11 protein-coding genes are annotated in these 14245 nt (G+C 45.1%); all 11 read left to right on the forward strand.

What is annotated here, in order from left to right; genetic code table 11:
• Positions 1–148: 148 nt before the first annotated feature.
• The 11 genes from DXX93_RS04125 (at position 149) to DXX93_RS04175 (ending at position 14197) form a co-directional block, all read left to right on the forward strand.
• Positions 149–1840: an NAD-dependent malic enzyme gene (locus DXX93_RS04125; protein WP_116006952.1), complete on the forward strand. Its 1692-nt coding sequence runs from the start codon at positions 149–151 to the stop codon at positions 1838–1840.
• A 226-nt stretch (positions 1841–2066) separates the two neighbouring features.
• Positions 2067–2498, forward strand: coding sequence for a nucleoside-diphosphate kinase (gene ndk / locus DXX93_RS04130; RefSeq protein WP_116006953.1), 432 nt, complete (start codon positions 2067–2069; stop codon positions 2496–2498).
• A 400-nt stretch (positions 2499–2898) separates the two neighbouring features.
• Complete coding sequence (locus tag DXX93_RS04135) at positions 2899–4056, forward strand: bifunctional tRNA (adenosine(37)-C2)-methyltransferase TrmG/ribosomal RNA large subunit methyltransferase RlmN (RefSeq protein ID WP_116006954.1); 1158 nt, start codon at positions 2899–2901, stop codon at positions 4054–4056.
• A 278-nt stretch (positions 4057–4334) separates the two neighbouring features.
• A complete protein-coding gene (gene pilW / locus DXX93_RS04140) occupies positions 4335–5978 on the forward strand; it encodes a type IV pilus biogenesis/stability protein PilW (protein ID WP_116006955.1) in 1644 nt (547 codons plus the stop codon).
• 6 nt (positions 5979–5984) lie between these two features.
• Positions 5985–6965: a RodZ domain-containing protein gene (locus tag DXX93_RS04145; protein ID WP_116006956.1), complete on the forward strand. Its 981-nt coding sequence runs from the start codon at positions 5985–5987 to the stop codon at positions 6963–6965.
• Positions 6966–6989: 24 nt separating this feature from the next.
• Entirely contained in the window at positions 6990–8114 is a 1125-nt protein-coding gene (gene ispG, locus DXX93_RS04150) for a flavodoxin-dependent (E)-4-hydroxy-3-methylbut-2-enyl-diphosphate synthase (protein ID WP_181902136.1), read from the forward strand.
• Positions 8115–8224: 110 nt separating this feature from the next.
• A complete protein-coding gene (gene hisS / locus DXX93_RS04155; RefSeq protein WP_116006958.1) occupies positions 8225–9499 on the forward strand; it encodes a histidine--tRNA ligase in 1275 nt (424 codons plus the stop codon).
• A gap of 9 nt (positions 9500–9508) precedes the next feature.
• Positions 9509–10156: a YfgM family protein gene (locus DXX93_RS04160; RefSeq protein ID WP_116006959.1), complete on the forward strand. Its 648-nt coding sequence runs from the start codon at positions 9509–9511 to the stop codon at positions 10154–10156.
• 24 nt (positions 10157–10180) lie between these two features.
• Positions 10181–11383 (forward strand): outer membrane protein assembly factor BamB, encoded by a 1203-nt coding sequence (gene bamB, locus DXX93_RS04165; RefSeq protein WP_116009828.1) that lies wholly within the window; start codon positions 10181–10183, stop codon positions 11381–11383.
• A gap of 440 nt (positions 11384–11823) precedes the next feature.
• The gene (gene der / locus DXX93_RS04170; protein ID WP_116006960.1) at positions 11824–13287 is read left to right on the forward strand and encodes a ribosome biogenesis GTPase Der; all 1464 of its coding nucleotides are present in this window, start codon (positions 11824–11826) and stop codon (positions 13285–13287) included.
• Positions 13288–13516: 229 nt separating this feature from the next.
• Complete coding sequence (locus DXX93_RS04175; RefSeq protein ID WP_116006961.1) at positions 13517–14197, forward strand: PilZ domain-containing protein; 681 nt, start codon at positions 13517–13519, stop codon at positions 14195–14197.
• Positions 14198–14245 lie beyond the last annotated feature (48 nt).

Genomic DNA, 14245 nt, shown 5'->3' on the forward strand with positions numbered 1-14245 from the left:
TACTTAATTTGATACTTAGCTTGGTACTTAGTTTGATACATGGCGAGAAAATTGAACTTGACCCAATGGTCGGCTTTTTTGTTCGCTGTTCATCCTTTATACTCTCGCCCAATTTCGCCCCAACAAAATAGCTAACATTAAGGCAACTATGACAACAGGTAAGAAAAGCCCACTATACATTCCATACGCTGGGCCAGCGCTTTTAGAAACCCCGTTATTAAACAAAGGCAGTGCGTTTAGCAAAGAAGAACGCGCAATGTTTAATTTAACTGGCTTAATTCCACCAAGTTACGAAACCATTGAAGAGCAAGCGGAGCGCTGTTATCAGCAGTTCAGTAGCTTTCACACCAACTTAAATAAACATATTTATCTGCGTAACATTCAAGATAAAAACGAAACCTTGTACCACCGTGTAGTGCAAGATCACTTAGAAGAAATGATGCCGATCATTTATACCCCAACGGTGGGGGATGCTTGTGAGCGCTTCTCTGATATCTACCGCAGTAACCGTGGCTTGTTTATTGCCTATGAAGAACGTGACCAGCTCGACGATATTTTGCGCAATGCCACTAAAAATAAAGTCAAAGTGATTGTCGTCACCGATGGTGAACGTATTTTGGGCTTAGGTGACCAAGGTATCGGTGGTATGGGGATCCCAATTGGTAAGCTTGCCTTATACACCGCTTGTGGCGGTATTAGCCCTGCGTACTGCTTACCTATTACGTTAGATGTTGGCACAAACAACGAAAAACTGCTGAACGATCCTATGTACATGGGCTCAAGGCATCCGCGTATTAGCCAAGACGAATACAACGAATTTGTTGATATGTTTATTCAAGCGGTTAAACGCCGCTGGCCAAAAGTGATGTTGCAATTTGAAGACTTCGCGCAACCTAATGCCATGCCATTGCTTGAAAAATACAAAAATGAAATTTGCTGCTTCAATGATGACATTCAAGGTACGGCATCCGTAACGGTAGGCACTTTACTGGCGGCATGTCGCACCAAAGGTGTGAAATTATCTGATCAAAAAGTCGTATTTGTCGGGGCAGGTTCAGCAGGTTGCGGTATTGCCGAGCAAATTATTAGCCAAATGATCAGCGAAGGTGCCGCACCGGCGCAGGCGCGAAGCCAAGTGTTTATGATCGACCGTTTCGGTTTATTAACCGAAGGCATGGGAGAGCTCAGAGACTTCCAACAAAAGCTTGTGCAATCTAAGGCGATGATCAGTAACTGGCAGATCGACGGCGAATTCGCGAGCTTACTGGAAGTAATGCACGGCGCAAAACCTGATATTCTCATTGGTGTTTCCGGTCAGGCAGGCTTGTTTACAGAAGAAGTGATCAAGGCAATGCATAGCCACAATGCGCAGCCAATAATCTTTCCACTGAGCAACCCTTCTCGTCAGGTTGAAGCAACGCCGGAGCAGGTTATTACGTGGACTCAAGGTCAAGCTATTGTTGCCACAGGCAGCCCATTTAAGCCAGTTGAGTATCAAGGCGAGTTGTTCCCGATTGCACAATGTAACAACAGCTATATTTTTCCTGGGCTAGGTCTGGGCGTGGTATCCGCGAATATCAGCCGTATTACCGACGAAATGTTGATGGTCGCTAGCGAAACACTTGCGCAAGCATCGCCATTGGCAAATACTGGTGAAGGTGAGCTACTGCCAGCCATTACTGAAATTGCTAACTTGAGTAAACGCATTGCATTTGCCATTGCCAAAGTCGCCTTTGAGCAGGGCTTAGCACTGGCGATATCTGATGAGCAATTAACGGCGAAAATTGAGCGCAACTTTTGGCAACCTGATTATCGCCAGTATCGCCGCATAAGCATTTAGTGTTTCATCCGCGCATAGCGCTATGTGTTTGATGCTATAGTAAAGCGGAAACGCTTGAGTGAAAAATAAAATCGGTAAACTTGATAAAAGTTTGCCGATTTTTTTATTGGGACGCTCCAGCGACAGGGTATTATCCGGTCACAACAATATCATTAGGCATTTGCTTGTACTTGGTCTATAATCGCGCCCAAAATTTATACCTAAAGATAATTTAAGAGGCTTAATCATGGCTATCGAACGTACTTTTTCTATCGTTAAACCAGATGCTGTTGCTAAAAACGTAATCGGTCAAATCTACAACCGTTTCGAAACTGCTGGTTTAAAAATCATTGCTTCAAAAATGGTTCACTTATCACAAGAGCAAGCTGAAGGTTTCTACGCTGAGCACAAAGAGCGTCCTTTCTTCGGTGCTTTAGTTGAGTTCATGACTTCTGGTCCTGTAATGGTTCAAGTATTAGAAGGTGAAGGCGCTGTTCTTAAAAACCGTGAAATCATGGGTGCGACTAACCCAGCTGAAGCACTAGCGGGTACTTTACGTGCTGATTACGCGAACTCTATCGACGAGAACGCAGTTCACGGCTCTGACGCACTAGAATCAGCTGCTCGTGAAATTGCTTACTTCTTCACTGACGAAGAAATCTGCCCACGCACTCGCTAATTCTATTTTAAGCGTTGTGTAGCGCTCCCGTTCGTTGTCGTGATTACTCGGCAGAAAGGGCTCACGTAATATTCATACGCTGTGCGTTTCTTCCTAGAACGAAAACGCTACACTTAGCTTAAAAAGAGAATTACAAAAAGGATTTTACTGATTTATCGGTAAAATCCTTTTGCGTTAATAGTCAGCTAAAACAGTCTATTCGCTGTTTTAGTAATGGCTGGTAATGGTAAAGGTTTTCCCGCATGTCTAGGCAAAAGTGCCTAGCTAACACATTACTGACAAGAAAATCCTTACCATTACCATCGTATAGTGTCACTTCTGCCCATCACACGTTGTGAGTTATGGTGAAAAAGTGTACAATCTTGCGCCTTTAATTTTTGTCTGCTAGAGAATCTGATTTATGTCTGAAGTGGTACAAGTGGCTGAACACACAGTCTCAAAAGTCAATCTACTAAATTTTGATCATCAAGGTCTACGTGAGTACTTTGAATCGATCGGTGAAAAGCCGTTTCGCGCCGATCAAATGATGAAGTGGATGTATCACTTTGGTTATGATGATTTCGAGAAAATGACGAACCTCAACAAAAAATTACGCGAAAAGTTAGCGCGTAATTGTGAGATTGTTGCCCCTGAAATCTCACAAAAGCAAGTGTCAAACGATGGCACGATTAAATACGCCTTAAAGCTTGAAAGTGGCCAAGAAGTTGAAACGGTTTGGATTCCGGAAAATAACCGTGCGACTTTATGTGTTTCATCACAAGTCGGTTGTGCTTTGGAATGTAGTTTTTGCTCAACGGCGCAGCAAGGCTTTAACCGCAACTTATCAATGGCAGAGATCATTGGTCAGGTATGGCGCGTTGCCAACGACATTGGCGCCACCCGTATTGCTGGCACCCGCCCAATTACCAACATCGTGATGATGGGCATGGGCGAACCGCTGTTGAACATGAAAAACTTGATCCCTGCGCTGGATACTATGCTTAACGACTTGGGTTATGGCTTGTCAAAACGCCGTGTCACGGTAAGTACTTCAGGCGTTGTACCAGCACTTGATATGCTGAAAGAGAAAATTGACTGTGCGCTTGCCATTTCAGTGCATGCGCCAACTAATCAGCTACGTGACGAGCTGGTGCCAATCAACAAAAAGTACCCACTTGAAGATTTTTTAGCGGCGTCTCGCCGCTATATCGATGGCTCAAAAGCACAAAAGGCGGTAACCGTTGAATACGTGATGATTGATCACGTGAATGACAGCACCGAGCAAGCTCACGAACTTGCCCACGCATTGAAAGATACGCCGAGCAAAATCAACTTGATCCCATTTAACCCTTACCCGGGCTCACCGTATAAGCGTTCAAGTAATTCGCGTATCGATCGCTTTGACAAAGTATTGCAGTCTTATGGCTTTACCGTGATCACTCGTCGTACGCGTGGCGATGATATTGATGCCGCATGTGGTCAATTGGCTGGCGACGTGCTTGATCGCACTAAGCGCACCGCGGCAATCGCTGCCAAACGCGGTGAGCCAGCAAACGATATTGACGTAAAAGTGGTTTAGCCAAGCGGCTTTTATAAGTCGTTGATATAAGCTTTTTCACTGAGTTTATTTGTGAAGGCTGCATAGGTTCAGCGGTATCGAGCAAGCGGTTAAATATGGCTGATTTTATTGTCGCTTGGTACTGGTCAGTTGGTATAGGTATAGCTCGGTTGGTATAGCTTAGTTGGTCTTAGCTGGTATAGTATGATGAGTTTTTACCTTGGCAACCGCTTAGCCAACGTGGTTCAATAACAATAACAACGAAGCAATCTAAGCATACTGAGCAGACACAGCAAATTATGGATAAAGCGTTTAAACTTCTTGCCCTGACCACAGCCCTTGTCTCCCTTGCTGGCTGTGTTACGCAAAAATATGAAAATTCCCAAACGCCTGTCGTTCAAAATGAATCGAGCAATACGGAAATTGCCATGACCCGCATCTCGCTTGGGCTCGGTTACCTGAAAATGGGTAATACTACGCAAGCTAAGTTAAACCTTGAAAAAGCAAAGCGTTTTTCGCCAAACTTAGTACAGGTTTACACGGCGTTTGCCCACTATTACGAGACCGTTGGCGAAGACGAGCTAACCATTTCATCATATGAAAAAGCACTTTCGCTCAAGCCTGATGATGCTGACACGCTGAATAACTACGGTGTGTTTTTATGTCGTAAAGACCGCCTTGTAGAAGCGGAACAGCAGTTTTTAAAAGCGATTGCCGTACCCACCTATTTGCTGGTCTCTAAGAGTTATGAAAACTTAGCTTTATGCCAGCTCAAGGCGTTGGACTTTGAGAAAGCCCAAGTTTATCTGAACAAAGCGGTTGACCACAGTCCGGCCAATGCCTCAATTTTGTATCAGATGATGCGCCTGCAATACGCGAAAGGGCAATACCACCAAGCGTTGGCATATGCAAAACGCTACGAGAAAGCCACGCGTCGATTTACCCCTGAATCGCTCTCGTTAAGTTACAAAATATACACCTCTCTGGGGAATCAACGCATCGCGAAAAACTATGGCACTATGCTGGTGAAAATGTTCCCTGAATCTTGGCACGCGCAACAATACTTGCTCAATGAGTTAGAGCGTATTGATGCGGACGAATTGGCAGAGCAATACACTTTATTGTCAGTTAATCAGATATCAGCGAATCAGCTATCAGCCAATCAGACAACAGTTGAGCGTAAAGCAGACAATCAATTACCAGCAGCGACTTTGGCGAAAAAAGTTAGGGTGCTCAAACCGAATAATAAGCCGCCCATTGCAATTAAACGCAGTAAGGCTTCAACCCGCCCAAGCCAGACGGCACAAGCGCTCAGCCAAACGATATTGAGTTCACCTGCGCGCAGCTTCGCTGATCGTCAAAGTGTGGAGAGTACTGCGGATAAGCCAGCTAAGCCGAAAAAAACGATTGTGCTGACTGCGCCTAAATCACCAGAAAACTCAACATCGAAGCCTGTAGTTAAGCTCAGTCCTGCCAGACCAAGCCCAATCGCAACCGATGCAAACGAGCCTGAAACGAGCACGTCAGCGGTAACCGAGAAATTAGCTGTTGATGAAGCATCTGCTCAAGATTTGGAACTATCGGCAACGGCTGCGGTCATTAATGATAGCAATCAAATAGTTGAGCAAGGAGTTGCTAGTTTAGCTAGTGAAGATAGCTCAATAAGTGAAAATAATTTAACAAGCGAGGAGACTCTCGCTGAAATGACAGCAGAAAGTAGCGGGATTTCAGAGCCGCAGGCGCCTGTTTATTTAACGTTGGCGGACTTACCACAGCACAAAGTCGCCAAAGGTGAGAATTTGTTTACGATTTCTAAGCACTACAACATCTATTTACGCACGTTACGCCAGTGGAATAAGTTGGATGAAACCGCCTTGTTGAAGGTCGGCGATACCGTCTATTTGGCCGATCCGGCGAGCGTGCAAGCCGAGCAAGAGCAATAAATTTAAATGAGTAAAACATCAACTGAATTATCAGAAGATATTGAAGTAATTGGTCCTGGGAAAATGCTGGCTGAAGCCAGAATGGCTATGGGCCTGAGTCAGCAACAAGTTGCTGAACAGCTGAACTTTCGCCCTGCGTTAGTTGAGAAAATTGAACAAGAAATTTTTGACAGTAAACTACCAGACACTTTCAATCGCGGCTACCTGAAAAACTACGCAAAATTGGTCGGGGTTGACGAGCATGACGTACTCGCCAGTTACGAAATGTTGGGTGTTGCGGCCAAGCAGCGCACAGAGCTGCAAAGTTTTTCTAAGATTACCGAAAAGGAAGCTCAGCACAGTCGTTTAATGTGGCTAAGCTACTTTATTTTGGCGGCATTGATAGCGTCAACCGTGATCTATTATCTGCAAGATGCGAGTAACGACAGTTCAACATCAAGTATCGCGCCTGTTAGCGATAGCCAAACAAACACTTCATCACAGTCGTCAGACGTTGCCAAAACTCAGAGCGGTAATGCTGGTGTAACCGATGTTGCCGGAGTAAGTGACTCAAGTCAGGAGCTTATCTCGCCGGCGCAAGCGGCGACTATTGCAAGCCAAGCAAGTCAAACAAGCCAAGCGCAACCTGAGCTAAATGCCACTTCAACGCTTGCCGCTCCAGTACAAGAAACGCTACCAGCAAACATTGAACCAAATGAGCGCGTGCAAGTAACCGCCACTGATGCAGAGGTGGCGCAAATACCGGCAACAGCGGTTTTCTCGTTTGCCGGCGATTGCTGGGTTAATATTTACGATGGCACTGGCGAGCGCATCGCATGGGGCATAAAAAAAGCTGGTTATGTGATGCAACTTAAAGGTACCGCGCCTTTTAAAGTCACCGTTGGTAAACCTGAGTTAGTGGCAATTGATTTTAATGGTGAGTCTATCGACATGAGCAAGTATAATGTCGGTAATATTGCAAAATTTTCCTTACCAGAGTCTTCTTAGCCTGAGTTTTCTTAGTTTATGTCTATGTTTAATGAATCTCCGATAGTCAGACGCAAATCGCGTCAAATCATGGTGGGTAATGTCCCCGTAGGTGGTGATGCACCCATTAGCGTGCAATCAATGACTAACACCTTAACCACGGATGTTGCGGCGACGGTTGCACAAATTAAATCGCTTGAAGCGGTTGGCGCAGATATCGTGCGTGTTAGTGTGCCGACAATGGACGCCGCCGAGGCGTTTAGAGAAATCAAAAAACAAGTGTCAGTACCTTTGGTGACCGACATTCACTTTGACTATCGCATCGCGCTGAAAGTCGCGGAATACGGCGCCGACTGCTTGCGTATTAACCCAGGTAATATCGGTAAAGAAGATCGCATTAAAGCGGTGGTTGAATCAGCGCGCGACAAAGGTATTCCAATCCGAATCGGGGTTAATGGCGGGTCGCTAGAAAAAGACTTGCAAGAAAAGTACGGTGAGCCGACACCAGAAGCCTTACTTGAATCTGCGATGCGCCATGTTGATATTCTTGATCGCATGAACTTCCACGATTTTAAAGTGAGTGTCAAAGCATCCGATGTCTTTTTAGCGGTTGGCGCTTATCGCTTGCTCGCTGCGCAAATTGATAATCCGCTGCACTTGGGGATCACTGAAGCGGGCGGTTTCCGCTCTGGCTCAGTGAAGTCTGCAATTGGCTTGGGCATGTTACTGAGCGAAGGCATTGGTGATACCTTGCGCGTTTCACTTGCGGCTGACCCAGTGCAAGAAATCAAAGTCGGTTTTGATATTTTAAAGTCGCTCAAAATTCGCAGCCGTGGTATTAACTTTATCGCCTGTCCAAGCTGCTCTCGCCAAGAATTTGATGTAATTGGCACCGTTAATGCGCTCGAAGAACGCTTAGAAGACATTGTTACACCAATGGATGTATCGATAATCGGTTGTATTGTTAATGGTCCCGGTGAAGCCACTGTGTCTGACTTAGGTTTGACAGGCAGTAGCCGTAAAAGCGGCTTCTATCTCGATGGCGCTCGCCAAAAAGAACGCATCGACAATAACGATATTGTTGACCAGCTTGAGCATAAAATTCGAGCCAAAGCTAGGTTGATGGATGAAAGTAGCCAAATTGATGTGAAGCAATTAGACGACGAATAATTTGGTATGGTGCGTCTGCTAGCGTGCTGTTTACGTTTAAACCGCTAGCGCCTATAATGCGCCGTTGATTTTTACTATTGTTTTTAAGTTAAAAGAAGAGAGCTGAGTAAGTGAGTAAAGCGATTCAAGCAATTCGTGGTATGAATGACTGTTTGCCGTCAGAAACTAAAGTGTGGCAAATGGTGGAAGACACCCTACGTAGGGTAGCAGGCAATTATGGTTTTGCCGAAATTCGTATGCCGATCGTTGAGTCTACCGCTTTGTTCAAGCGCTCTGTCGGTGAAGTGACCGATATTGTCGAAAAAGAAATGTACACGTTCGACGATCGCAATGGTGACAGCTTAACACTTCGTCCAGAAGGCACGGCAAGCTGTGTACGCGCCGGTAACCAACACGGTTTATTGTACAACCAAGAACAGCGCCTGTGGTACATGGGACCAATGTTTCGTCATGAACGTCCGCAAAAAGGGCGTTATCGTCAATTCCATCAATTTGGTATCGAAGCCTTTGGTATCGCAACGCCGGATATTGACGCTGAAATTATTATGCTGTCTGCGCGCCTTTGGAAAGAGCTAGGCATTGCTGAACACGTAACATTAGAGCTTAATTCGTTAGGTTCAAACGAAGAACGCGCAGCTTACTGTGATGCGCTGGTTGAGTACTTAACTAAGCACGAAGATAAGCTAGATGAAGACAGCAAGCGCCGTTTGCACTCTAATCCGCTACGTGTGTTGGACAGTAAAAATCCAGAGGTACAAGCGGCTTTAGCTGACGCGCCGAAAATAAGTGATTACTTCGGTGAAGAAACTCAAACACACTTTGCTCAGCTAACTACTTATTTAGATAACGCTGGCATTAAATATGAATTGAATGAACGTTTGGTTCGCGGCTTAGACTATTACAATCGCACGGTCTTTGAGTGGGTTACGTCTAGCCTTGGCGCGCAAGGTACTGTCTGTGCTGGTGGTCGATATGATGGCTTAGTCGAGCAACTTGGTGGTAAAGGTACACCGGGCGTTGGTTTTGCCCTTGGTATCGAACGCTTAGTACTGATGCTAACCAGCCTTGAAAAGTTAAATAATATTCGCCCACAAGTGGAAGCTTATGTCATTGCGTTAGGCGACGGCGCTGATTTAAAGGCAATGCAACTTGCTGAACAATGGCGTGATGAAGTGCCAAACATTCGCATCCAAAACCACTGTGGTGGCGGTAACATGAAAAAACAAATGAAGCGCGCTGACAAATCAGGTGCACATATCGCGCTGATTTTAGGTGAAGATGAAATTGCCAACGGGCAGGTAACGGTCAAATACCTGCGCGGTCAACACGAACAACAACAAATTGACTTAGCGCAAGTCGCAGGTCTGTTAGCAAGTATTATGTAAGGAAGTATTGTGGAATCATTTGAAACAGAAGAACAACAAGTCGAAGCGATTAAAAAGTTTTGGCAAGAATATGGTAACTACATTATTGGTGGTTTAGTTGTTGGTTTGTCGGGTTTTGTTGGTTTTAACTTCTACAAAGACGGCAAGTTAGAAAGTGAAATGGCAGTGGCATCGCAGTACCAAGCGGTTATTGAAAGCCAAACCGCTGATCACGAAGCGTTTAAAACCAATGCCGAGCAGTTTATTCAAAACAATGGTGAATCTAGCTATGCGTCGTTAACTGCGCTTAGCCTAGCCAAAGATGCTGCTGAACACCAAGATTGGGAAAAAGCCGCAACACATTTACAGCAAGCGGTTGAAAAGGCGAATAACGCAGGTATCAAAGCGATTGCGAATGTGCGTCTGGCGCGTGTGCAGATCCAACTGGGTCAGTTTGATCAAGCGTTAGCGACTGTCGGCGGTGAGCAACCTCAAGCATTTAAAGCGGCGGTGGAAGAAATTAAAGGTGATGCCTACCTCAAGCAAGGTAAAGTGGAGTTAGCGCGCAATGCTTATCAAGCGGCTATTGACGCTGATGGTTTGGCGACCAACCCGAGCTTGCAGTTAAAAATTGACGACTTAGCACAGGCAACTAACCTAACTCAATTGCCTAACTAAATAGCGAGCTGCTTTGTGAAAAAAATGATAACAAAAATAGTGAATATTCGATTGTTGTCAGCGCTCGCGCTGGCAACGACACTTGCCGCTTGTTCATCAACAGATGACGAAGATGAAGCGATTAAAATTGCTGAGTTAACAGATATTAACGAGCAATTTGAAGTTGATGTAGCTTGGGAAAAAGGCATTGGTGATGGCGTTGATGACTACTTCTCACGCATTAAACCTGCCTATGGTTACAACAAAGTGTTCAGTATTAGCCGCGAAGGCGATGCCTATGCCATTAATGCGCAAAACGGTGACCAAGTTTGGCATGTTGATTTAAGCGATGTAGACAAAGAGCGCGGTTTCTTTGATAGCCGTGAGCCAGCATTACTTGCTGGTGGCCCAATTACTGGTGTTAACAAGGTTTTTATCGGTAGCGAAAACGGCGAAGTATTCGCGCTTGATGCTGAAACAGGCGAATTAGCTTGGCAAGGTAAAGTCAAAGGTGAGGTTATCGCTCGCCCAGCACTTGATTCGGGTATTTTAGTGGTGAATACCGCATCTGGTGTTCTTAAAGCGTTTAATGCGTCAACCGGTGAAGAGCTGTGGCAAGTGGATTTAGACGTACCACCGTTAACATTGCGTGGTATCAGTGCGCCGACAGCTGCGGCTGGCGGTGTACTAGTTGGTACTTCAGCAGGTGAGCTTTCAGTATTTATGCTCGAAAAAGGGCAGCAAGGCTGGACAGTACCTGTTGGTGAAGCGACAGGTTCAACTGAATTAGAGCGCGTTATTGACGTCGACAGCCAACCGCTGGTGTTTGGTGATAAAGTTTACGCTATTTCGTCACGCGGTAATTTAGTTGCGATTGACCTTCGCAATGGCCGCATTTTGTGGAAACGCCAATACTCGTCTTACCGCCAGTTAGCCATTAGTGGTAATACCTTGTTTTTAACTGACTTGAAAGGCCACGTTTATGCGGTTGACCGCGTCAATGGTTTAGAGCGCTGGAGTAACCTTGCTCTTACCAATCGCAATGTGACTGGCCCTGTCGTGGTTGGCAATTACCTAGCGGTAGGGGATTTTGAAGGCTACCTACACTTCTTGAGCCAAGAAACAGGTGAGTTTGTCGCACGCCATAAAGTTGATGGTAGTGGCATTTATGCAACGCCAACAGTTGCTGAAGGTACTATTTATGTACAAGCACGTGACGGTTCGTTACAAGCAGTTAAGCTTCCATAATTGCTTAGGCTATAGCTCAAGTTAACTTGTGAGCTATAGTTATTAAAAGTGTTTAACGGCTCCATGCTCGCGCATTGGAGCCTTTGTTTATACCCAAACTACCTCAAGGTGCATGATTCAGCGCTGTCACAGGGACTTAATATCAAGGCGCAGCTAGCAGGAATGGTACTCCCTTTCAATTAGCTGCAACGATGAGAGTAAGTTCCTGTGAAGCGCCCAAGGGGTTGGTTTAAAAGCGATTTATGCTGTGTTATTGATTTTACTTTCCATGCAAAGAAGGGAATAACCATTCTTTGCAATCAATGCCTTGCCTAAATCGCTTTTAATTCCAACTGAACAAGCATTTTGAGATAGCTTGGGTATGTATTGGCATTGCCAATTTATAGAAAGAATTAAAGGCAGTTGTTAGCAAAACTGCCCGTTAAGAGTTTGAGGTAAACATGCTACCAGTCGTTGCTTTAGTGGGTCGCCCGAATGTGGGGAAATCGACCTTATTTAACCGCCTAACCCGCACCCGCGATGCGTTGGTTGCTGACTACCCAGGCTTAACACGAGACCGTCAGTACGGCCAAGCATCTGTTGAAGAACATCCGTTTATTGTTATTGATACCGGTGGTATTCACGGTAATGAAGAGGGGATTGATGCGTTAATGGCTGAGCAATCGCTCATGGCGGTTGAAGAAGCTGACGCGGTATTGTTCTTGGTGGATGCGCGTGCAGGGTTAACATCTGCGGATGAAGCCATTGCCGACTATCTGCGTAAGCAAGACAAGAAAGTATTCTTAGTCGCTAATAAAATTGACGGTATTGATGCCGACTCTGCGGTCGCAGAATTTTTCAGTTTAGGTTTAGGTGAAACTGTGCACCAAATTGCCGCAGCGCATGGTCGCGGTGTTACACAACTTTTAACGCTTGCACTCTCACCGCACATTGAAGAACTTGGCCAAGAAAAACTCGACGCTGACGTGGATGAATTTGAAGATGAGCTAGTGTTTGCAGAAGGCGAAGAAGTTGAAATTGAAGCGCCAGAGCAAGACGATAAAATCAAATTGGCGATTATCGGTAAACCTAATGTGGGTAAGTCAACACTTACTAACCGAATTTTAGGTGAAGAGCGCGTGGTGGTTTATGACATGCCAGGTACTACGCGTGACAGCGTTTACATTCCGATGGAAAGAAACGAGCGTGAATACACCTTAATTGACACCGCAGGTATTCGCCGTCGTAAAAATGTTAACGATGTTGTCGAAAAGTACTCAGTGATCAAAACGCTACGTGCGATTGAAGATGCTAATGTGTGTTTGTTAATTATTGATGCGCGTGAGGGGATTACCGATCAAGACCTAAGCTTGTTAGGCTTTATTCTTGAAGCGGGTCGCTCGCTCGTACTGGCAGTGAATAAATGGGATGGTATTGATCAAGAAGTTAAAGACAATATTCATAAAGAGTTAGACCGCCGCCTAGGCTTTATTGATTTTGCCCGTGTGCACTTTATCTCAGCGTTGCACGGCACAGGTGTTGGGCACTTATTTGAATCGGTTGAAGAAGCCTTTGTCTCTGCGACCAAGCGTATCTCAACGTCTATGGTCACCAAGATTTTGGATATGGCCGTATTCGACCATCAGCCACCAATGCACAATGGTCGTCGAATCAAGCTTAAATACGCGCATGCTGGTGGCTATAACCCGCCAATCGTTGTGATTCACGGTAACCAGACTAAGCACTTGCCACCTTCTTACAAGCGCTATTTGATGAACTACTACCGTAAGTCGTTAAAAATAATGGGAACGCCAATCAAAATTGAGTTTAGAGAGACCTCTAATCCATTTGCTGGTAAGAAAAAGCTTACCTATACCGAGCAGAAAAAGCTGGCGCGTGCAACACAAGGCTATAAAAAAGACTAGCACTTGCTATAGAGATAAATTAAGTCATTAGATTGATGAATGAGAAAACCGCTTGTTAGTACGCTAACAAGCGTTTTTTTGCTTTTCGCTTTCCTTAGTTGGCGATGCTAGCTAGTTTGGCGAAGTTGGCATGCTCAGCAGGTACAGCTGCGCAATTGCAATTACTCTGACTTTTGGCTAGGGTATCGGCTAGCAGTAAGAAAAGAATAATTAGGGTTTGAAACTACCTATGCCAGAGCCGATTAAAGTTGATGTTGCCAATCGTTTAAACCGAAATCTTGGGCTGTTTAACGCTGGCTCTCAGGTCACCATTGATATTGTCACACCCGCTGGCAAACGCGGTAAGTTTAGAACCACTTTTATTGGTTTTTTATCCAAGCAATACGTGCTTATTCAATACCCGGACAGCAATAAGCTCGGTGGTTTTGGTCAATATATTACGCAAGGGGCCAATATTACCGTGCGCGGTGTGGTCGAAGGCCACGAAGGCTCAATCGTTGCGTTTGTTTCGCCTGTACTGCAAACCATTCAAATTCCTTCGCGCTTGATGGTGTTAGATTTTCCGAAAACCGTCAGTTTGCAAAATCTGCGCTCAACGGTTCGTATTGACACCGACATCAAGGCTAAAGTCAAAGTCAATGACGATTACTGGCAAGCCAGTATTCAAGATATTTCCGCTAAAGGGTGTCAGCTGTCGGTGAATAATGGCGACTCTTTGGTGCTGAGCAAAGAACAGGATATTTTGATTGTCATTGAAGACTTTCAAGGCAAGAGTAATGTTAAGCTAGATGCCGTGATATGCAACGTTAAAACACAAGTTGATAGCATTGCTGTTGGGGTTCAGTTTAAAGCAAAAGCGAGTAAGCCAATTATCGACTTACTCAATGCTGCACTAACTTCTGAGGCCTAGCTTTGGAAAGTAGTTTTCAGGCTTAGTTTTAGTGTATCAATTTGATAT

Source organism: Thalassotalea euphylliae, from assembly GCF_003390335.1.
In the GTDB taxonomy this organism is placed as follows: Bacteria; Pseudomonadota; Gammaproteobacteria; order Enterobacterales; family Alteromonadaceae; genus Thalassotalea_F; species Thalassotalea_F euphylliae_B.